The organism is Streptomyces sp. NPDC014891, from assembly GCF_043081085.1.
Classification (GTDB): Bacteria; Actinomycetota; Actinomycetes; order Streptomycetales; family Streptomycetaceae; genus Streptomyces.
This window is the reverse complement of record NZ_JBIBWF010000003.1, coordinates 461,760-481,526: the sequence shown is the minus strand read 5'-3', so window position 1 is coordinate 481,526 and position 19,767 is coordinate 461,760. Positions and strand designations below refer to the sequence as shown.

Sequence of the window (19,767 nt, the reverse complement as noted above, 5' to 3'; positions counted from 1 at the left end):
TCCCGTGAGCACCGAAGCGTACGTGTACGACGCGATCCGCACCCCGCGCGGACGCGGCAAGGCCAACGGCTCCCTCCACGGCACCAAGCCGATCGACCTGGTCGTCGGCCTCATCCGGGAGATCCAGACCCGCAACCCCGGCCTCGACCCGGCCGCCGTCGACGACATCGTCCTCGGCGTCGTCGGCCCCGTCGGCGACCAGGGCTCCGACATCGCCCGGATCGCCGCCATCGCCGCCGGACTCCCCGACACCGTCGCCGGCGTCCAGGAGAACCGCTTCTGCGCCTCCGGCCTCGAAGCGGTCAACATGGCCGCCATGAAGATCCGCTCCGGCTGGGAGGACCTCGTCCTCGCCGGCGGCGTCGAGTCCATGTCCCGGGTCCCGATGGCCTCCGACGGCGGCGCCTGGTTCGCCGACCCGATGACCAACCTGGAGACCAACTTCGTCCCCCAGGGCATCGGCGCCGACCTCATCGCCACCATCGAGGGCTTCTCCCGCCGCGACGTCGACGAGTACGCCGCGCTCTCCCAGGAGCGCGCCGCCGCCGCCGTCAAGGACGGGCGCTTCGACCGCTCGATCATCCCCGTGAAGGACCGCGCGGGCCTCACCGTCCTCGACCACGACGAGTTCCTGCGGCCCGGCACCACCGCCGACTCCCTCGCGCGGCTCAAGCCCTCCTTCGCCGACATCGGCGAGCTCGGCGGCTTCGACGCCGTCGCGCTGCAGAAGTACCACTGGATCGAGGAGATCGACCACGTCCACCACGCCGGCAACTCCTCCGGCATCGTCGACGGCGCCTCGCTCGTCGCCATCGGCTCCAAGGAGGCCGGCGAGCGGAACGGACTCGCCCCCCGCGCGCGGATCGTCTCGGCCGCCGTCTCCGGCTCCGAGCCGACGATCATGCTGACCGGCCCCGCGCCGGCCGCCCGCAAGGCCCTCGCCAAGGCCGGCCTGACCATCGACGACATCGACCTCGTCGAGATCAACGAGGCCTTCGCCGCCGTCGTCCTGCGCTTCGTCAAGGACATGGGCATCACGCTGGACAAGGTCAACGTCAACGGCGGCGCCATCGCGCTCGGCCACCCGCTCGGCGCCACCGGCGCCATGATCCTCGGCACCCTCGTCGACGAGCTGGAGCGGCAGGACAAGCGCTACGGCCTCGCCACCCTCTGCGTCGGCGGCGGCATGGGCATCGCCACCGTCGTCGAGCGCGTCTGACCGTCCCGTCCGAACCCCTCTTCACGGATCCACGGAGAAGCAGAGACATGAGCGAGAGCACCACCATCCGCTGGGAGCAGGACGCGACCGGGATCGTCACCCTCGTCCTCGACGACCCGAACCAGTCCGCCAACACCATGAACCAGGCCTTCCGGGCCTCGATCGTCGCCGTCGCCGACCGTGTCGAGGCCGAGAAGGACTCCATCCGCGGCATCATCTACACCTCGGCGAAGAAGACCTTCTTCGCCGGCGGCGACCTCAAGGACATGGTCCAGGCGGGCCCCGAGCACGCCCAGGACATCTTCGAGGGCGGCCTCGGCATCAAGAACGCGCTGCGCCGGATCGAGACCCTCGGCAAGCCCGTCGTGGCCGCGATCAACGGAGCCGCGCTGGGCGGCGGCTACGAGATCGCCCTCGCCTCGCACCACCGCGTCGCCCTCGACGCCCCGGGCTCCAAGATCGGCCTCCCCGAGGTCACCCTCGGCCTGCTGCCGGGCGGCGGCGGCGTCACCCGCGCCGTCCGCCTCATGGGCATCACCGACGCCCTGCTGAAGGTGCTGCTCCAGGGCACCCAGTACCCGCCGAAGCGCGCCCTCGACAACGGACTCGTCCACGAGCTCGCCGCCACCCACGAGGAGATGATGGCCAAGGCCATCGCCTTCATCGACGCGAACCCCGAGTCCCGGCAGCCCTGGGACGTCCCCGGCCACCGGATCCCCGGCGGCACCCCCTCGAACCCGAAGTTCGCCGCCAACCTCCCCGCATTCCCGGCGAACCTGCGCAAGCAGCTCAACGGCGCGCCCTACCCGGCGCCGCGCGCCATCATGGCCGCCGCCGTCGAGGGCTCCCAGGTCGACTTCGAGACCGCGGCCGTCATCGAGAGCCGCTACTTCACCGAGCTCGTCACCGGGCAGACGGCGAAGAACATGATCCAGGCGTTCTTCTTCGACCTCCAGGCCGTCAACTCCGGCGCCAGCCGCCCCAAGGGCGTCGAGGCCCGCCCGGTCCGCAAGGTCGCCGTCCTCGGCGCGGGGATGATGGGCGCGGGCATCGCGTACTCCTGCGCCCGCGCCGGCATCGAGGTCGTCCTCAAGGACGTCTCCGCCGAGTCCGCCGCGAAGGGCAAGGCGTACTCCGAGGCCCTCTGCGCCAAGGCCGTCTCCCGCGGCCGCACCACCCAGGAGAAGGCCGACGCCCTCCTCGCCCGGATCACCCCGACCGCCGAGGTCCGCGACCTCGCCGGCTGCGACGCGGTCATCGAGGCGGTCTTCGAGGACACGGCGCTCAAGCACAAGGTGTTCCAGGAGATCCAGGACGTCGTCGAGCCCGACGCGCTGCTCTGCTCCAACACCTCGACCCTGCCGATCTCCGTCCTCGCCGAGGGCGTGCGGCGCCAGGGCGACTTCATCGGCCTGCACTTCTTCTCGCCCGTCGACAAGATGCCGCTGGTCGAGATCATCAAGGGCGAGCGGACCGGCGACGAGGCGCTCGCCCGCGCCTTCGACCTGGTGCGGCAGATCAACAAGACGCCGATCGTGGTCAACGACTCGCGGGGCTTCTTCACCTCCCGGGTCATCGGGCACTTCATCAACGAGGGCGTCGCCATGGTCGGCGAGGGCATCGAGCCCGCCTCCGTCGAGCAGGCCGCCGCGCAGGCGGGCTACCCGGCGAAGGTGCTCTCCCTGATGGACGAGCTGACCCTGACCCTCCCGCGCAAGATCCGCAACGAGACGCGGCGGGCGGTCGAGGAGGCCGGCGGGACCTGGGCCACCCACCCGGGTGAGGCGGTCATCGACCGCATGGTCGACGAGTTCGACCGCCCCGGCCGCAGCGGCGGCGCCGGGTTCTACGAGTACGGCGAGGACGGCAGGCGCGGACGGCTCTGGCCCGGTCTGCGCGAGCACTTCACGAAGCCCGGCCACGAGATCCCCTTCCGCGACATGCAGGAGCGGATGCTCTTCGCCGAGGCCCTGGACACCGTCCGCCTCCTGGAGGAGGGCGTCCTGACCTCGGTCGCCGACGCCAACATCGGCTCGATCATGGGCATCGGCTTCCCGGCCTGGACGGGCGGCGTCCTCCAGTACGTCAACGGGTACGAGGGCGGCGTCGCGGGCTTCGTCGCCCGGGCCCGCGAACTGGCGGAGGCCTACGGCGAGCGGTTCGCCCCGCCGGCGCTGCTGGTGGAGAAGGCCGAGCGCGGCGAGGTCTTCACCGACGCGTGACGCCCCCGGGGAGCCGGCGCCCGGCCGGCTCCCCTCACCGGCGCCCGAACGCCGCCCGCAGCTCCTCGCTCAGCGAGCGCTGGAAGGCCGTGAGGAGGGCCTGGACCACCATCGGCTGCATATGGGCCGAGAGCGACCTCATCGCGCTCAGGTGGTTCGGGTCCTCGCCGCTCTCCCGGTACGGGCTCCACACCTCGTCCCGGAACAGCCGGGAGAGCTCCTGCGCCGCGGCGCGCGCGTGCTCCAGGAGGACGGTGCGGGAGGCGAGGATCGTCTCGTGCTCGATGGGCACGTCGAGCAGCTCGACGCCGAGCCGGAGCAGCGACCCGTCGAGCCGGAAGGTGTCCTCGTCGGCGGTCCGGTCGAGCACGCCCATCGCGGCCAGCCGGTCCACGTCCGTCTCCGTCAGCTCCCGGCCGGCCCGCCGCTCCAGCTCCCGCCGGGTGGTGCACTCGGCGGACTCCGGAGCCCACGAGGCCACCAGGGCCCGGTGGATCGCCAGGTCCTGGGCGCTGAGGTCGGCCGGCAGCTGCTCCAGGTACCGCTCGATCGCGGCCAGCGTCATCCCCTGCCGCTGGAGCTCCTCGATCAGCGCGAGCCGCGACAGATGGCCCTGCCCGTAGTGCCCGACGCGCCGCGCCCCGATGACGGGCGGCGGGAGGAGACCGCGGGTCCCGTAGAACCGCACGGTCCGCACCGTGACGCCGGCCCGCGCGGCCAGCTCGTCGACGGTGTAGCTGGCCCCGCCCTCCGCGTCGCTCCCGACGTCCATCCGAGCCGCCTCGCTTCCGCTCCCCTGCCGAATCCGGCCGCTGAGGCCGACCGGGACAGTATTGCTGTCTCACCAGAGCTGTAGAAGACCGCCGGGCGTTGTCAGTGCCGGGTCGTAGCGTGATCGTCATGAACGGGATCACCTACGTCCGGGGGACGCGACCGCACCGCGGGGCAAGGGCACCAGTGGTCCGGCGGCTGGTGGAGCGGGGGATAGCGGTCACCGTGTACGACTTCGGCGCGTAACGGGCGGCGGGCCGGGGGTGTGGCGCGGGGTGTCGGTCCCGGCGGCTAGAGTCTGCGGCTGTTCGAACTGGGGGAACGGGAACAGGGGAGTCAGATGTACACGCAACTCAGGGAGACGGCCGATCAGTTGGCCGGAGTCCTGTGGCGGGAGCACACCGTCTACCGGGAGCGGGGCGGCGGTGTGGTGATCCGGGGCGAGCACGTGCGCCGCTGGATAAGCCTGGGTCCGACCGGGGGCAAGGACCAGGCGCTGCTGCGTGCCGGGCGGCTCCTCGACGGGGGCACCACCGCGCCCGCCCGCACCGAGGTGGTCGTCGACCTGACGGCCGGGACGGCCGAGCTCGCGGCGGTCTGCCGCCGGATGCTCGCCGAGGTCGCGGCGGTCGCCGAGCCCGCCGCCGCGCAGCCGGCGCGTGCGGGGCGCACGGCCGGCTCCGGGAAGCAGGGCAGGCCGGGCAGACAGCGGAAGCCGGGCCGCGCGGCCCGCACCGCACGGCCCGGCCGCCCCCGCAGGGAGCGGCACACGAGCCTCGGCTCCTTCGTGGTGCTGCTCTGTGTCGCCGGGGTGCTGGGCGCCTGGCTGTACAGCCTCTTCGGCGGCGGGTACGGGTACTGAGCGCCCCGCGCCCGCCGCCGTCGAGCGGTCGGCCGGGGCTCAGAAACCGGTGACCGGGTAGTGGTCGCTCAGGTTGGTGTACGTGTAGCTCGTGCCCCAGCTGGAGACCGTCCAGGGCGCGCTCTTCTCCAGGACCACGTGGTTGGTCCAGTTCGCCGGCCGGGCGTTCCCCGAGCGGTAGAGGACGTGGTCGAGGTCCTCGCGCGGGTCGTCCGGGTAGCGCTCGGAGGCGATCGAGTTCAGGTCGGTGTCGAAGGAGTACGGGTGGCCGGTGCGGGCGTCGGCCCCCGCCAGGCCCGCGTCGGCGAGCATCGTGCCGTACTCGGGGGTGTGCGAGTCGACGTTCATGTCGCCGGCGACGATCACCTGCTCGTTCGCCGGGATGCTCTTGGCGTCGAGGAAGGCGTCGATCGCCTTGAACTGGCGGCTGCGCATCTGCGCCGCCTCGCCCGCCGAGCAGCCCGGGTCGGTGGACTGGGCGTGGGTGCCGAGCACGTGCACCCGGCTGCCGTTCACGTCGAGCACCGCGTAGGCGAAGCCCTTGTTCGACCACCAGTCGGCGCCGCACGCGTCCTTGTAGACGTGCTGCTCCTTGCGGATGATCGGCCACTTGCTGAGGATCGTCACCCCGCCGTCCTCGGGGGTGGTCGCGGAGTAGGAGCCGCCGGTGGCGTCCCAGCCGCTCTTGCTGCGGCCCACGACCGGCGTCTGGTACGGGTACCGGCCGGCCGAGTTCGCCTTGAGGGCGTCGGAGGCGGCGTTGTCGAAGGCCTCCTGGATCACGACCACGTCCTGCCCCTGGTACCAGGGGGCGGCCGGGATCGCCTTGGCCCGGTGGTCCTGCCCCCAGTTCGGGTACAGCGTCTTCGAGAAGAGGAACGCGTTGTACGTGAGCACCTTCAGGCGCGGGGCCTCCGCGGCCGCTCCGGCGGAGGCGGCGGACGCACCCGGGGCGGTCACGGCCAGGGTGGCCGCGGCGAGGGCCAGGGACAGGGCGGCGCCGGGGGCGCGGCGGAGCGCGGCGAACGACACAGGAACTCCCATGAGGGTGTGGGGGGTTGTGCTGGCGCGGCACATACAATCAGCCGGAGTTACCTTCCGGTAGCCTTTGGGTGCCGGGAATCTGGCCGAGCCCGCACGAACGCGACAACTCTCGCCGGGTAGCCCGAATTGTCGCTTTTTCTAGCAGGTAGAATGCGCGCATGACCCTCGCTTCGAACTCGACCGTCTTCAAGATGGACCTCGGTCCGCTCAACCCTGTCTGGGCGGAGCTCATCCTCGGCCTCGTGCTGTTCGCCCTCACCTTCCTCATCCTGGCGAAGGGCATCCTGCCGAAGATCCGGCGCACGCTCGACGAGCGCGAGGACGCCATCGACGGCGGCACCGGGCGCGCCGACGACCTGCGCGCCGAGGCCACGCAGATCCGCGAGCAGTACGAGGCCGAGCTGGCCGAGGCCCGCCACGAGGCGGCCCGTATCCGCGCCAAGGCCGTCGAGGAGGGCTCGGTCGCCATCGCCGCCGCCCGCGCCGAGGGCAACACCGAGCGCGAGTCGATCATCGCCGCCGGTTCCGCGAAGATCGCCGAGGAGCGCGCCGCCGCCGAGCGCGAGCTCAACGCCGACGTCGACGCCTGGGCCCACGCCCTCGCCGCCCGCATCGTCGGCGAGCCGGTCGGCGCCGACCGCGGCTGACCCGTACTCCCCGGAAGGGGCCGTCACCAGGGGCCGAGCAGCCCGGGTGACGGCCCCTTCGTCGTGGGTGCAGCCTGGAGTGTGAGGAGAGAGCCCCATGGAATCCCAGAAGTCCGCCGACCGGGTCACCGGCGCCGATCCGGCGCCGCCGCCCGTCGGGGGCGTGCTGTGGAGCGTCGCCGGTGACGTCCGCGCGCTCCTGATGCTTCCCGCCGCCCTCACGATGCAGGTCGCCCACCCCGCCATCGGCGCCGGCGTCGACGCCCACTCGGTCTTCCGCACCGACCCCTGGGGCCGCGGCGAGCGCTCCCTTCGCTCGCTCCAGCTGTGGATCTACGGAGGCGAGGACGCCGCGCGCGAGGGGCGGCGGCTCCGCCGGCTGCACCGCGACATCCAGGGCACGGACACCCGGGGCCGCCGCTACCACGCGCTGACGCCCGCCTACTACGCCTGGGTCCACGCGACCGGCTTCCCCGTCTACACCCACGGCCTCCGTCTCCTCGCCCGGCCCCTCACCGAGGCGCAGGAGCGGCAGCTCTACACCGAGTGGCTCCAGGTCGGCCGGATCCTCGGCATCCACGACCGGGACATGCCGCAGACGATCGAGGAGTTCTGGCCGTACTACCGGAAGGTCCTCGCGGACGAGCTGGAGGCGACCGTCGTCGTCCGGGAGCTGCTCGACCCCGGGCAGCCCGTGCCCGCCCCCGACCGGGGCCCGCTGCCGCTCCGGCTCGCGCTCAGGCTGCTCTGGCCGGTTCTGCGCCGCCCGTTCCTGCGGTTGCGTGCCTTCTTCACCGTCGGCCTGATGCCGCCGGACGCCCGGGCGGCCATCGGGCTCACCTGGACGGACGGACAGGAGCGGACGCTGCGCCGCTTCGCGCGGGCGGTCCGCTGGGTGGTCCCCGTCCTGCCGGAGCGACTGCGCTACCTGCCGCTGGCCCGAAAGGCCCGCGAGGCCGCCCGCCGAGCCGGCCGCTGACGTCCGCCCGGGGCCGCACCGATACGGGCCCCGCACGCAGGCGGGGCCCGTATCGGTGACCCGGGTTCCTGCGGACCGGGTCACCGCACCGCTCAGTGGTCGCCGTGCCGCCCCGACTCGTGGACCGAGTTCGTCGCCGCGATCTTCTTCCACGACTTAGGCTGGGCCGGCTTCGGCGCCGCCGCGGCCCGCGCGGCCGGGGCGCCCGACGCCGGCGCGGCCAGGCCGGCCGCCGCCGCGGTCGAGGCGGACGGCTTCGACGGCTCGTACAGCCAGGTGTCGAAGAGCTCGGCCAGCGGCTTGCCGGAGACCTTCTCCGCGTACCGCACGAAGTCGGCCACCCGCGCGTTGCCGTGGGCGAACTTCTGCGGCCAGCCCTTCAGGATGGCGAAGAAGTCCTCGTCGCCGATCTCGTTGCGCAGCGCCTGGAGGGCCAGCGCGCCCCGGTCGTAGACGGCGATGTGGAACTGGTTCTCCGGACCGGGGTCGCCCGGCTTCACCGTCCAGAACGGGTCCTCGGCGGTCCGGAGGGCGTACAGGTAGTCCGCCAGCTCCTGCGCCGTGCCCTCGCCCTCCTTCTCCGACCACAGCCACTGGCTGTAGCGGGCGAAGCCCTCGTTGACCCAGATGTCCTTCCAGTCCCGGACCGACACGCTGTCGCCGTACCACTGGTGCGCCAGCTCGTGGACGACCACCGACACGTTCGCGCCGTTGGCGAACTGCCGAGGGCTGTAGAACGGCCGGGTCTGGGTCTCCAGGGCGAAGCCGCTGGTCACGTTCGGCACGTAGCCGCCGAGGGCGTTGAAGGGGTACGGCCCGAAGACCCCCTCCAGCCACTCCGCGACCTCCGTCGTCCGCTCGATCGAGGCGCGGGCGGCGCCGTCGTTGTCGCCGAGGTCCTTGCTGTACGCGTTGAGGACCGGCAGCCCGTTCGCGGTCCGGTCCGTCGTGATGTCGAACTTCCCGACGGCGAGCGTGGCCAGGTACGTCGCCTGCGGCTTGTTCGAGCGCCAGTTGAAGCGGGTCCAGCCGAGCCGCGAGGACTGCGACTGCAGCACCCCGTTACTGATGGCCTGGGTGCCGTCCGGGACGGCGACGGAGACGTCGAAGGTCGCCTTGTCCAGCGGGTGGTCGTTGGAGGGGAACCACCAGGCCGCCGAGTCCGGCTCCTGCGCGGCGACGCCGCCGTCCGGGGTCCGGGCCCAGGCCGTCCAGCCGTCGATCTTCACCTCGGAGGGCTTGCCCGCGTAGCGGACGACGATCGAGAGCGGCTTGTTCTTCTCCAGCGGGGTCGCCGGGGTGACCTCCAGCTCGTGCGAGCCCGAGGCGGCGAACGTCGCCACCCGTCCGTTGACCCGGACCTCGCTGACCTTCAGGCCGAGGTCGAGGTTGAACCGGGAGAGGTTCTGCCTGGTGGTGGCGACGATCGTCGCGGTGCCCTCCAGGAGGTCGGTGGCGGGCTGGTACGTCAGACGCAGGTCGTAGTGCGAGACGTCGTAGCCGCCGTTGCCACTGTTCGGATAGTAGGAGTCGCCGATGCCCGGGGCCCCAGGGACGTAATCGGCCGCCGATGCCGGGATCGCCAGCAGCAGGGAGGCCGCGAGGGCGCTCGGAACGATGATTCTGCGGTGCACGGGTGCTCCCCAAGTCATAAGAAACGTAAGACGCGCGGGTGGTCGTCGGTCCTTAGCCAGGACACTATTCAGGGCCCCGACGCACCGTCACGTCCAGAGGACCCGCTGTCACACGATCGCCATTCGGCCGACATGAACCCATCCGCCTCCGGAATCGACCCGAATCACGCCCGATCGCCTCCGGCACTCTTTTGCAGGGGAGTTGACCGGGGTACGTTCCCGCCCATGCCGATGCGAACGCGGAGAACCCGCGGAGCCCGACTGCCGTACGGAACGCTGGTGACCGCCGCCACGGCCGCCCTGCTCGCGACCCTGGTCACACCCGCCGGCGCCCGCCCGGAACCCGCCGCACCGGCCACGGCCTCCGGGCCCGCCACGGCCTCCGGGCCCGCCACGGCTGCCGGACGATCCGTCAGGGAGTCCCGGCCCGTCCACTCGTACGCCGACGCCGTCCGCGAGTCCGTCTGGGTCGACACCGGGCTCGACGGCGACGGCGACGGGCGCACGGACCGGGTCGCCGTCGACATCGTCCGCCCCCGTGAGCCCGCCGCGGCCGGCCGCAGGATCCCGGTCATCATGGACGCCAGCCCGTACTACGCCTGCTGCGGACGCGGCAACGAGAGCCAGAAGAAGACCTACGACGCCGAAGGGAACCCCGTCGGCCTCCCGCTGTTCTACGACAACTTCTTCGTCCCCCGCGGCTACGCCTTCGCCGCCGTCGACCTCGCCGGCACCAACCGCTCCGACGGCTGCGACGACGTCGGCGGACGCTCCGACGTCCAGTCGGCCAAGGCCGTCGTCGACTGGCTGAACGGCCGCGCCCGGGGCTACACCACCCGTACGGGCGACACCCGGTCCCGGGCCACCACCTGGAGCACCGGCGACGTCGGCATGATCGGCAAGAGCTGGGACGGCACCGTCGCCAACGGCGTCGCCGCCACCGGCGTCGAAGGGCTGAAAACGATCGTTCCGATCGGTGCCATCTCCTCCTGGTACGACTACTTCCACTCCCAGGGCGCCCCCCTGTACGACTCGAACCCGAGCTGGCTCTCCGACTACGTCAACAGCCCCGCGGCGCGGGCCCGCTGCGGCGCCGTCCAGGACCGCATCACCGCCGGTACCCCGTACAGCGGCGACCGCACGCCCGCCTGGACCGAGCGCGACCACGTCAGGAGCGCCGCCAAGGTCAAGGCCAGCGTCTTCGTCGTCCACGGTCAGCAGGACCTCAACGTGCGCGCCGGCCAGTTCGGCCGCTGGTGGGACGCCCTCGGCGCCCACGGCGTCGAGCGGAAGATCTGGCTCTCCCAGACCGGCCACGTCGACCCCTTCGACTTCCGGCGCGCCGAGTGGGTCCGCACCCTGCACCGCTGGTTCGACCACCACCTCCTCGGCTACGACAACGGCATCGACCGCGAACCCGTCGCCGACATCGAGCGCGCCCCGGACCGGTGGACCACCGACCGCCAGTGGCCGCCGCGCACCACCGCCCCCACCACCCTGCGCCCCGCCCCGGGCTCGGCCCCCGGGCCCGGCGTCCTCGGCCGCGCGCCGGCCGCCCCCGGCTCCGCCGCGACCTTCACCGACGACCCGGGCCTGGGCGAGCTCGACTGGGCGGCCCGGATCGACTCCGCGACCCCCGAGAAGGCCGGGTTCGTCACCCGCCCGCTCTCCCGGGACCTCAGGATCGCCGGCTCCTCCCAGGTGACGGTCACCGCCGTCCCGACCACCGCCACCGCCCACCTCACCGCCGTCCTGGTGGACCTCGGCCCGGACACGATCCGGGACTACGGCGCCGCCGGCGAGGGCATCACCACCCGCACCGACCGCACCTGCTGGGGCGCGAGCACCGCCGGGGACAGCGCCTGCTACCGGGAGACCGAGGCCCGCACGGCGGACGTCCGGCACACCGTCGTCAGCCGGGGCTGGGCCGACCTCGGCACCTGGGCCGACCCGGGCAGGGAACGCCCGCTGACCCCCGGCCGGGCGTACACGATGACCCTGGACCTCGCCGCCACCGACCACGTCGTGCCGGCCGGGCACCGCCTCGCCCTGATCGTCGGCGGCACGGACAAGGACCTCCTCGACCCTCCGTCGACGACCCCGACCCTGACCCTCGACCTCGCCCGCACCTCCGCCCGGCTGCCGCTGGTCGGCGGTGCCGGAGCCTTCGCCCTGGCCACCTCCGGACCGCACCCGGCCCCGCCGCCGACGCACCCCGCCGGCCCCGCGCGGCGGGACGCCGCACCGCCGGCCGCCGTCACCGGCCCGCGCCTGCCCGGAACGGGAGACGCCCGATGAACCGAACGGGAGACGCCCGATGAACCCCCCCAGCGGACACCGGAGTTCCCGGCGCGCTCTGCTCCTCGCCGCGGGCGCCGCGCTCCTCGCGCTGCCGCTCGTCACCGTTCCCGCGAAGGCGGCCGGCAGCGCGCCCGTACAGCCGCCGCCGCGCACCGGATTCGAGACGAGCAACGGGGCCCGGTGGACCTCCGAGGCGGAGGAGCGCGACTTCCTCGCGGCCGTGGACCGCGCGAGCGCCCGCCTCTCGGTGCGGGTCGTCGGCGCCACCGTCCAGGGCCGCCCGCTCCGGCTCGCCACCCTCGGCACCGGGCGCACCACCGTGCTGCTGGTCTGCAGCCAGCACGGCGACGAACCGGCCGGCCGGGAGGCCTGCCTCCGCACGGTGCGCGACCTCGCCACCGACCGGGACCGGGAGACCCTCCGCTTCCTCGCCCGGACGACCCTCCTGGTCGTCCCCACCGCCAACCCCGACGGGCGGGAGGCCGACACCCGGGGCAACGCCGACGGCGTCGACGTCAACCGCGACCACATCGCCCTGCGCACCGCCGAGGCGCGCGCGGTCGCCGCCGTCATCCGCGACCGGCGGCCCGAACTCGTCTACGACCTCCACGAGTACGGCGCCACGCCCCGCTACTACGACAAGGACCTGCTCGCCCTCTGGCCGCGCAGCCTCGACGCCGATCCGCACGTCCACGACGAGTCACGGACCCTCTCCGAGGCGTACGTCCGGCCCGCAGCCGGGCTCGCCGGGTACAGCAGCGGCATCTACGGCATCTGGACCGACCCCCTCACCGGCAAGCCGCTCAAGCAGGTCGCCGGCGACGGACAGGAGCGGATCCTGCGGAACACCGCCGGGATCAAGCACTCCGTGGGCCTGCTCGTGGAGACCCGGGTGGACGCCTTCGACGAGGCCGAGCAGAACGACCCCGCGCGCAACCACCGCCGCCGCGTCGCCACCCAGCACGCCGCCCTGGAGGGCGCCTTCGCCTACCTCGACGAGCGGCGCGGACCGCTCACGGCCGCCACCCTCGCGGCCCGGCGCGCCGGCTATGCCGACCGGGGCCCGGTCTTCCTCGGCGGCGCCGACAACGACCCGCCGGAGCCGGCGGAGATCCTGGCCGATCCGCCCTGCGGCTACCGGCTGTCCGCCGCCCAGTACGCCGAGGCGGGCGACGAACTCGCCCTGCACGGCGTCGCCGTACGACCGGAGGGCGCGGGCGCCTTCGTCCCGCTCGCGCAGTCGCGGCGCGCGCTCGTCCCGCTGCTCCTCGACGGCCGCGCCACCTATCACCTCGTCAGTGGGAGCCCTGTGGAGAGGTGTTGACGATCACGTGCCCGGGGGGCCGGGGTGGCGTGATTCCGTCGTTTGCCGAGGTAAAGTTACCGCCTGGTACTGACCATGCCTCGAACAGGTCCCCAGGGCCTGGAAGTTGGAGAACACCATGCGCACCACCACGACGGCACGTCGCGTCCTGACGTCGCTGCTCGCCACGACGCTGCTCGCCGGCGGCGTCCTGCTCGGCCAGACGATCACCGCCGAGCCGGCGGCCGCGGCCAAGATGACCTGCAACGTCACCCAGCTGCGGCACGACGCGGCCAAGGAGCGCAACCGCGCCGCGCAGCTCCGCGGCCTCGGCGCCCACGCGGAGGCCCGCAAGGCCAGCGCCCGCGCCAACGCCCTGGAGACCCGCGCCCGCCAGTGCGAGGACGCCGACAACAACAGCAAGCCGCCGCTCTGGAAGTAGCGGGCGCACACCGGGGAACGATCCGGTGAGCAAACACGGGGCGGGTGCGGTCCGACGGGACCGGGCCCGCCCCGTGCCCGTCCTCAGGCCCCGGCCGGCTCCGCCGGCGTCACCGCGGTCCTCAGACCGACGACCCCGCCACCCACCACGATCACGTCGCTCTCCCTGCCGGGGACCGTTCCGGGACCGGGACATTTCCGGGACGGGCCAGCCATGGAACGCGGACCCACGCCGCGGAATGCTGGACGCATGCCGGCCGTGTACACGACTCTCGACCTCGCCCCCGCCGCCCTCCCGGACGGCGGTGGCGTCCCTCCCCGGACCCCGGTCCGGCCCCGCCCCCGTCCCGAGGACCTCGACCTCGTCGTCGACGGCCGGGCGCTGCTCCACCGGCTCCACGGGGCCGAGGGCGCCGACACGGTCTCGCCGCTGGCCGGCGACCTGCCGCCGGCCCTCCGCGCCGAGCACGTCCGCGCCCTCCTCGCCCCCGACGCCGACGGCGCGCCCCCGCTCCCGGGCGGCCGCCGGGTGGTCTACTCCTGCCCCGACTGCGAGGACCTCGGGTGCGGAGCCGTCACCGCCGTCGTCGAGCACGACGGCCAGGACGTCGTCTGGCGCGACTTCGCCTGGCAGACCGGCCCCTCGGTGGACCTGGAGCGCGAGGGGTACCCCGGCGTCGGCCCCTACCGCTTCGACCGGACGACCCGCCTGACCGTCCTGCGGCGCCTCGGGGCCGGGCCCGCGGCGGCCGACTCCCGGCCCCGGCCCGAGACCGGCTCCGGGCCCGTCCCCGCGACCGGCCTCCCCGGCGGACCCCGCACGACCCCGCGCGACGCCCCCGCGGCCGGCCCCCGCGCGGTGCCCGCCGTCCCGCACCCCTGAGCGGCCGGGCCGGATCCCGGGTCGCCTAGGATTCGTACCCTGATGACTGCAACCCTCGTCGCCAAGGACCTCGCCGCCGGCCACGGCGAACGCACCCTCTTCGCCGGGCTCGACCTCGTCGTCGCCCCCGGCGACGTCATCGGCCTCGTCGGCGTCAACGGCGCCGGCAAGTCGACCCTGCTGAGGCTGCTCGCCGGGCTCGACACCCCCGAGGAGGGCGAGCTCAGGCTCTCGCCGCCCACCGCCTCCGTCGGCCACCTCCCGCAGGAGCCCGAGCGGCGCGCGGGGGAGACCGTGCGGGAGTTCCTCGCCCGGCGCACCGGCGTCGCCGCCGCCCAGACGGCGATGGACGAGGCCACCCAGGGCCTCGTCGACGGCACCCCGGGCGCCGACGACGCGTACGCGACCACCCTGGAGCGCTGGCTGAACCTGGGCGGCGCCGACCTGGACGAGCGCGCCGACGAGGTCGCCGGCTCGCTCGGCCTCACCGTCGGCCTCGACCAGCCGATGACCTCCCTCTCCGGCGGCCAGGCCGCCCGCGCCGGCCTCGCCTCGCTCCTGCTCTCCCGCTACGACGTCTTCCTGCTCGACGAGCCCACCAACGACCTCGACCTCGACGGCCTGGAGCGCCTCGAAGGGTTCGTGAAGGGACTCCGCGCCGGCACGGTCGTCATCAGCCACGACCGCGAGTTCCTCACCCGCACGGTCACCAAGGTCCTCGAACTCGACCTCGCCCAGCAGCAGATCACCCTGTACGGCGGCGGTTACGAGGCCTACCTGGAGGAGCGGGACCGGGCCCGGCGGCACGCCCGCGAGGACTACGAGGAGTACGCCGGCAAGAAGGCCGCCCTCGAAGCCCGCGGCCACATGCAGCGCTCCTGGATGGACAAGGGCGTCAGGAACGCCCGCCGCAAGGCCACCGACGGCGACAAGCTCGGACGCAACGCGCGCAGCGAGGCCAGCGAGAAGCAGGCCGCGAAGGCCCGCCAGACCCAGCGCATGATCGAGCGCCTCGACGTCGTCGACGAGCCCCGCAAGGAGTGGGAGCTGCGGATGGAGATCGCCGCCGCGCCCCGCTCCGGCTCCGTCGTCGCCACGCTCCGCGAGGCCGAGGTGCGCCGCGGCGACTTCGCCTTCGGCCCCGTCACCCTCCAGATCGACTGGGCCGACCGGGTCGCCGTCACCGGGGCCAACGGCGCCGGGAAGTCGACCCTGCTCGCCGCCCTGCTCGGCCGGCTGCCGCTGGACTCCGGGGACGCGGTCCTCGGCTCGGGCGTCGTCGTCGGCGAGGTCGACCAGGCCCGCCGGCTCTTCCACGGCACGGAGACGCTCCTGGAGGCGTTCTGCGCGGCCGTGCCCGACACCGAGCCCGCCGAGGTCCGCACCCTGCTGGCGAAGTTCGGCCTCAAGGCCGTCCACGTGATGCGGCCCGCGACCACGCTCTCCCCGGGGGAGCGGACCCGCGCCGCGCTCGCGCTGCTCCAGGGCCGGGGCGTGAACCTGCTCGTCCTCGACGAGCCGACGAACCACCTCGACCTGCCGGCCATCGAGCAGCTGGAGTCCGCGCTCGACTCGTACACCGGCACCCTGCTGCTCGTCACCCACGACCGGCGGATGCTCGACGCGGTCCGCACCACGCGGCGCGTCGAGGTCGCCGACGGCAAGGCCACCGAGCTCTGATGCCGACCTCGCAGCCGGCGGACCGGGGCCCGCGGTGACGGTCTCGTTCGGCTGGGGGCCCGTCGAAGCACGGGTCCTCGGCCCCTCGGCCGTCTGCGTGGTCGTCGTCGACGTCCTGTCCTTCACCACCGCCGTGGGCGTCGCCGTCGAGGCCGGCACGGCCGTCCACCCGTACCGGTGGCGGGACGCGACGGCCGCCGCCCACGCGCGCGACGTCGGCGCGACCCTCGCCGTCGGGCGCCGCGAGGCCACCCCCGACCACCCGTGGACGCTCTCCCCGGCGGCCCTTCGCGCCGCACCGGCGCCGGCCCGCCTCGTCCTGCCCTCGCCGAACGGCTCCACCATCGCCGCGGAGGCCGCGGGCGCGACCGTCGTCGCCGCCTCGCTGCGCAACCACACGGCGGTCGCCCGCTGGCTCGCCGAACGGGGGTACGGCTCCGCCGACCGCCCGGTCGCGGTCGTCGCGGCCGGCGAGCGGTGGCCGGACGGTTCGCTGCGTCCGGCGCTGGAGGACCTGCTCGGCGCGGGCGCCGTCCTCGCCGGGCTACGGGCCGCCGGCCCGCACCTCCTCACCCCGGAGGCGACCGCGGCGGCCGTGCTGTGGTCGGCCACCGAGGACCCCGTCGCCGCCTTGCAGGGCTGTGACTCGGGTCGTGAACTGTACGAGTACGGCTTTCCGCAGGACGTGGCCGTGGCCGCCGAGACCGACAGCTCGACGACCGTCCCCGTGCTCGTGGACGGCGCATTCCAGGAGGCACCATGACCGACCTACTGACCCGGCTGACCGAGATGCTGGACGACCTCGACGCCGACGTGGACGAGACGATCGACCTCGCCGACGAGATCGCCGCCTCGGGCGACGCCGGGCTGCTGCCGCGCCTCCAGGCGGAGCTCGACCGCGCCCTCGCCGAGCGCAACGCCTACGCGCGCGAGCTGCTGGGCGGCGTCCTCGCGGCGATCGGCGGCCCGGAGACCCTCCCGGCCCTGATCCGGGCCTCCGCGGTCGACCTCGGCGACGACCAGGACGGTCTGGCCACCGAGATCGTCGACCTGGTCCAGGCCGACCCGAAGACGGCCCGGGACCTCCTCCAGCCGCTGACGGGGGACGACGACCTCTCCGTCGCCCACCGCGCCGACTGGGCCCTCCGCTTCCTGCCGTAGGGCCCGCAGGGTGGCCGCCGCCCGGCGGGGGTGTCCCGCCGGGCGGCCCGCGAGACGCCCCCGCCGGCCCGGGCGGCCGGCGGGGACGATCCCGGTGCGGGCTCCGTCAGCGGCGCTTGCCGCCGCCCTCGCCCAGCAGCCCGGCCTTGCGGAGGGCGTCGGCCATCGCGCTGTTCGCGGGCGCGGGCGCGGACGACCGGTCCCGGCCGCCCCGCTCGGACTGCCCGCCGCGGCCGGCCTGGCCGCCCTGTCCGCTCCGGCCGCCCTGGCCCCCGCGCTCGGACCGGCGACCGCCGCCGCCACCGCCCTGCCGCTGCTGCGGCGGACGCCCGCCCCGGTCGCCGCGCTCGCGCCCGGACCCGCCGTCGGCCGCCGCCCCGGGCTCGTCGTCGAGCCGCAGGGTCAGCGAGATCCGCTTGCGCGGGATGTCGACGTCGAGCACCTTCACCTTCACCACGTCGCCGGGCTTCACCACGTCGCGCGGGTCCTTGACGAAGGTCTTCGACATCGCCGAGACGTGCACCAGGCCGTCCTGGTGCACACCGATGTCCACGAACGCCCCGAAGGCCGCCACGTTGGTGACGACGCCCTCCAGGACCATGCCGGACGCCAGGTCGCCGATCTTCTCGACGCCCTCCGCGAAGGTCGCCGTCCGGAACGCCGGACGCGGGTCGCGGCCCGGCTTCTCCAGCTCGCGGAGGATGTCCGTCACGGTGGGCAGACCGAAGGTCTCGTCGACGAAGTCGTCCGCCCGCAGCGAGCGCAGCGTCCCCGTGTCGCCGATGAGCGCCGCGACCTCGCCGCCGGTCGCCTTCACCATCCGGCGCACCACCGGGTAGGCCTCCGGGTGCACGGAGGAGGAGTCGAGCGGGTCGTCGCCGCCCCGGATGCGCAGGAAGCCCGCGCACTGCTCGTACGCCTTCGGGCCGAGGCGGGCCACGTCCTTGAGCGCACGCCGGGAGCGGAACGGGCCGTTGGTGTCCCGGTGCGCCACGATGTTCTCCGCGAGGCCCGAGCTGATGCCCGAGACCCGGGAGAGCAGCGGCGCGGAGGCGGTGTTGACGTCGACCCCGACACCGTTCACACAGTCCTCGACGACCGCGTCGAGCGAGCGCGAGAGCTTCACCTCGGCCAGGTCGTGCTGGTACTGGCCGACGCCGATGGACTTCGGGTCGATCTTCACCAGCTCCGCGAGCGGGTCCTGGAGCCGCCGGGCGATGGAGACCGCGCCCCGCAACGACACGTCGAGGCCCGGCAGTTCCTGCGAGGCGAACGCCGACGCCGAGTAGACCGAGGCGCCCGCCTCCGAGACCATCACCTTCGTCAGCTTCAACTCGGGGTGCTTGGCGAGGAGTTCGGCCGCCAGCTTGTCCGTCTCGCGGGAGGCCGTGCCGTTGCCGATGGCGACCAGCTCGACCGCGTGCTCCCGGGCGAGGCGGGCCAGCCGCTCCAGCGCCTGGTCCCACTTGTTCGCCGGCACGTGGGGGTGGATCGTGTCGGTGGCGACGACCTTGCCGGTCGCGTCGACCACGGCGACCTTCACGCCGGTGCGGAAGCCCGGGTCGAGGCCGAGCGTCGCCCTGGTGCCGGCCGGGGCGGCGAGCAGCAGGTCGCGCAGGTTGGTGGCGAAGACCCGGACCGCCTCGTCCTCGGCGGCCGTCCGCAGCCGCAGCCGCAGGTCGATCCCGAGGTGGACGAGGATGCGGGTCCGCCAGGCCCAGCGGACCGTGTCCTGGAGCCACTTGTCGCCGGGGCGCCCGCGGTCGGCCACCCCGAAGCGGTGCGCGACGATCCCCTCGTACGAGGAGGGGCCGGGGGTCTCGGAGGGCTCCTCCGGCTCCAGGTCGAGGCTGAGCACGTCCTCCTTCTCGCCGCGCAGCATGGCGAGCACCCGGTGCGAGGGCAGGGCGGTGAAGGGCTCGGCGAAGTCGAAGTAGTCGGCGAACTTCGATCCGGCCTCCTCCTGCCCCTCGCGCACCTTCGCCACCAGCCGGCCGCGGCCCCACATGCGCTCGCGCAGGTCGCCGATGAGGTCGGCGTCCTCGGAGAACGTCTCGGCGAGGATCGCCCGCGCGCCCTCCAGGGCCGCCGCGGCGTCGGCGACGCCCTTGTCCGCGTCCACGAAGGCGGCGGCGGCCGCGGCGGGCTCCACGGTCGGGTCGGCCAGCAGCCCCTCCGCCAGCGGCCCCAGACCGGCCTCGCGGGCGATCTGCGCCTTCGTCCGGCGCTTGGGCTTGAAGGGCAGGTAGATGTCCTCCAGGCGCGCCTTGGTGTCGGCCGCCCGGATGCGGGCCTCCAGCTCCTCGGTCAGCTTCCCCTGCTCGCGTACCGAGTCGAGGATCGCCGACCGGCGGTCCTCCAGCTCGCGCAGGTAGCGCAGCCGCTCCTCCAGGGTGCGGAGCTGCGCGTCGTCGAGCATCTCCGTCGCTTCCTTGCGGTAGCGGGCGATGAACGGCACGGTCGAACCGCCGTCGAGCAGCTCGACGGCTGCCTTCACCTGTCGCTCGCGTACGCCGAGCTCCTCGGCGATCCTTGCCTCGATGGACGTCGTCACGGTGTCCCGACTCGCCTTCTCGTGCCTCAAGCTTGCGAGTGCATTGTGCCGGGTCGGTCACCCGTA

16 protein-coding genes are annotated in these 19,767 nt (G+C 73.8%); 12 read left to right on the top strand and 4 right to left on the bottom strand.

Going from position 1 to position 19,767, the window contains the following annotated elements; translation table 11 throughout:
• Positions 1 to 4 precede the first annotated feature (4 nt).
• Positions 5 to 1,219, top strand: a complete 1,215-nt coding sequence (locus ACF09E_RS10475; RefSeq protein ID WP_392204776.1) for an acetyl-CoA C-acetyltransferase — start codon at positions 5 to 7, stop codon at positions 1,217 to 1,219.
• 47 nt (positions 1,220 to 1,266) lie between these two features.
• Positions 1,267 to 3,441, top strand: a complete 2,175-nt coding sequence (locus tag ACF09E_RS10470) for a 3-hydroxyacyl-CoA dehydrogenase NAD-binding domain-containing protein (protein ID WP_392204775.1) — start codon at positions 1,267 to 1,269, stop codon at positions 3,439 to 3,441.
• A 34-nt stretch (positions 3,442 to 3,475) separates the two neighbouring features.
• On the opposite strand, the gene ACF09E_RS10465 is transcribed toward ACF09E_RS10470, so the two are convergent.
• Positions 3,476 to 4,213 carry a MerR family transcriptional regulator gene (locus ACF09E_RS10465; protein ID WP_392204774.1) on the bottom strand — a complete coding sequence of 246 codons (738 nt, stop codon included), beginning with the start codon at positions 4,211 to 4,213 and terminating at the stop codon, positions 3,476 to 3,478.
• A gap of 339 nt (positions 4,214 to 4,552) precedes the next feature.
• Between ACF09E_RS10465 and ACF09E_RS10460 the strand changes: the two genes are divergently transcribed.
• Positions 4,553 to 5,074 (top strand): hypothetical protein, encoded by a 522-nt coding sequence (locus ACF09E_RS10460; protein WP_392204773.1) that lies wholly within the window; start codon positions 4,553 to 4,555, stop codon positions 5,072 to 5,074.
• A 39-nt stretch (positions 5,075 to 5,113) separates the two neighbouring features.
• Here the strand turns inward: ACF09E_RS10460 and sph are convergent, their stop codons facing one another.
• On the bottom strand, positions 5,114 to 6,118 hold the full coding sequence (gene sph / locus ACF09E_RS10455; protein WP_392204772.1) for a sphingomyelin phosphodiesterase: 1,005 nt from the start codon (positions 6,116 to 6,118) through the stop codon (positions 5,114 to 5,116).
• Between the two features lie 158 nt (positions 6,119 to 6,276).
• Between sph and ACF09E_RS10450 the strand changes: the two genes are divergently transcribed.
• Both ACF09E_RS10450 and ACF09E_RS10445 read left to right on the top strand, forming a co-directional pair.
• A complete protein-coding gene (locus ACF09E_RS10450; protein WP_361852339.1) occupies positions 6,277 to 6,765 on the top strand; it encodes a hypothetical protein in 489 nt (162 codons plus the stop codon).
• 97 nt (positions 6,766 to 6,862) lie between these two features.
• On the top strand, positions 6,863 to 7,744 hold the full coding sequence (locus ACF09E_RS10445) for an oxygenase MpaB family protein (RefSeq protein ID WP_392204771.1): 882 nt from the start codon (positions 6,863 to 6,865) through the stop codon (positions 7,742 to 7,744).
• A 92-nt stretch (positions 7,745 to 7,836) separates the two neighbouring features.
• Here the strand turns inward: ACF09E_RS10445 and ACF09E_RS10440 are convergent, their stop codons facing one another.
• Positions 7,837 to 9,378, bottom strand: a complete 1,542-nt coding sequence (locus ACF09E_RS10440; protein ID WP_392204770.1) for a M1 family metallopeptidase — start codon at positions 9,376 to 9,378, stop codon at positions 7,837 to 7,839.
• A 225-nt stretch (positions 9,379 to 9,603) separates the two neighbouring features.
• Between ACF09E_RS10440 and ACF09E_RS10435 the strand changes: the two genes are divergently transcribed.
• The 7 genes from ACF09E_RS10435 to ACF09E_RS10405 all read left to right on the top strand — a co-directional run bounded on the left by ACF09E_RS10435 (position 9,604) and on the right by ACF09E_RS10405 (position 17,147).
• Positions 9,604 to 11,676 (top strand): Xaa-Pro dipeptidyl-peptidase, encoded by a 2,073-nt coding sequence (locus ACF09E_RS10435; protein WP_392204769.1) that lies wholly within the window; start codon positions 9,604 to 9,606, stop codon positions 11,674 to 11,676.
• Positions 11,677 to 11,695: 19 nt separating this feature from the next.
• A complete protein-coding gene (locus tag ACF09E_RS10430) occupies positions 11,696 to 13,003 on the top strand; it encodes a M14 family metallocarboxypeptidase (RefSeq protein WP_392204768.1) in 1,308 nt (435 codons plus the stop codon).
• 118 nt (positions 13,004 to 13,121) lie between these two features.
• Positions 13,122 to 13,424: a hypothetical protein gene (locus ACF09E_RS10425; protein ID WP_392204767.1), complete on the top strand. Its 303-nt coding sequence runs from the start codon at positions 13,122 to 13,124 to the stop codon at positions 13,422 to 13,424.
• A gap of 249 nt (positions 13,425 to 13,673) precedes the next feature.
• Positions 13,674 to 14,306: a hypothetical protein gene (locus tag ACF09E_RS10420; protein WP_392204766.1), complete on the top strand. Its 633-nt coding sequence runs from the start codon at positions 13,674 to 13,676 to the stop codon at positions 14,304 to 14,306.
• A gap of 42 nt (positions 14,307 to 14,348) precedes the next feature.
• Complete coding sequence (locus tag ACF09E_RS10415) at positions 14,349 to 15,986, top strand: ABC-F family ATP-binding cassette domain-containing protein (protein WP_392204765.1); 1,638 nt, start codon at positions 14,349 to 14,351, stop codon at positions 15,984 to 15,986.
• Between the two features lie 34 nt (positions 15,987 to 16,020).
• Positions 16,021 to 16,749: a 2-phosphosulfolactate phosphatase gene (locus ACF09E_RS10410; protein WP_392204764.1), complete on the top strand. Its 729-nt coding sequence runs from the start codon at positions 16,021 to 16,023 to the stop codon at positions 16,747 to 16,749.
• Positions 16,746 to 17,147, top strand: coding sequence for a hypothetical protein (locus ACF09E_RS10405; RefSeq protein ID WP_392204763.1), 402 nt, complete (start codon positions 16,746 to 16,748; stop codon positions 17,145 to 17,147). The genes ACF09E_RS10410 and ACF09E_RS10405 overlap by 4 nt, the downstream gene beginning before the upstream one ends.
• Positions 17,148 to 17,253: 106 nt before the next feature.
• On the opposite strand, the gene ACF09E_RS10400 is transcribed toward ACF09E_RS10405, so the two are convergent.
• Positions 17,254 to 19,701, bottom strand: a complete 2,448-nt coding sequence (locus ACF09E_RS10400) for a Tex family protein (protein ID WP_392204762.1) — start codon at positions 19,699 to 19,701, stop codon at positions 17,254 to 17,256.
• Positions 19,702 to 19,767: the final 66 nt, after the last annotated feature.

Bases quoted from the DNA above. Each gene is read 5' to 3' on its own strand.
- ACF09E_RS10470 (WP_392204775.1), top strand. From the start codon at position 1,267: ATGAGCGAGAGCACCACCATCCGCTGGGAGCAGGACGCGACCGGGATC.
- ACF09E_RS10465 (WP_392204774.1), bottom strand. From the start codon at position 4,213: ATGGACGTCGGGAGCGACGCGGAGGGCGGGGCCAGCTACACCGTCGAC.
- ACF09E_RS10460 (WP_392204773.1), top strand. From the start codon at position 4,553: ATGTACACGCAACTCAGGGAGACGGCCGATCAGTTGGCCGGAGTCCTG.
- sph (WP_392204772.1), bottom strand. From the start codon at position 6,118: ATGGGAGTTCCTGTGTCGTTCGCCGCGCTCCGCCGCGCCCCCGGCGCC.
- ACF09E_RS10450 (WP_361852339.1), top strand. From the start codon at position 6,277: ATGACCCTCGCTTCGAACTCGACCGTCTTCAAGATGGACCTCGGTCCG.
- ACF09E_RS10445 (WP_392204771.1), top strand. From the start codon at position 6,863: ATGGAATCCCAGAAGTCCGCCGACCGGGTCACCGGCGCCGATCCGGCG.
- ACF09E_RS10435 (WP_392204769.1), top strand. From the start codon at position 9,604: ATGCCGATGCGAACGCGGAGAACCCGCGGAGCCCGACTGCCGTACGGA.
- ACF09E_RS10430 (WP_392204768.1), top strand. From the start codon at position 11,696: ATGAACCCCCCCAGCGGACACCGGAGTTCCCGGCGCGCTCTGCTCCTC.
- ACF09E_RS10425 (WP_392204767.1), top strand. From the start codon at position 13,122: ATGCGCACCACCACGACGGCACGTCGCGTCCTGACGTCGCTGCTCGCC.
- ACF09E_RS10420 (WP_392204766.1), top strand. From the start codon at position 13,674: ATGCCGGCCGTGTACACGACTCTCGACCTCGCCCCCGCCGCCCTCCCG.
- ACF09E_RS10415 (WP_392204765.1), top strand. From the start codon at position 14,349: ATGACTGCAACCCTCGTCGCCAAGGACCTCGCCGCCGGCCACGGCGAA.
- ACF09E_RS10405 (WP_392204763.1), top strand. From the start codon at position 16,746: ATGACCGACCTACTGACCCGGCTGACCGAGATGCTGGACGACCTCGAC.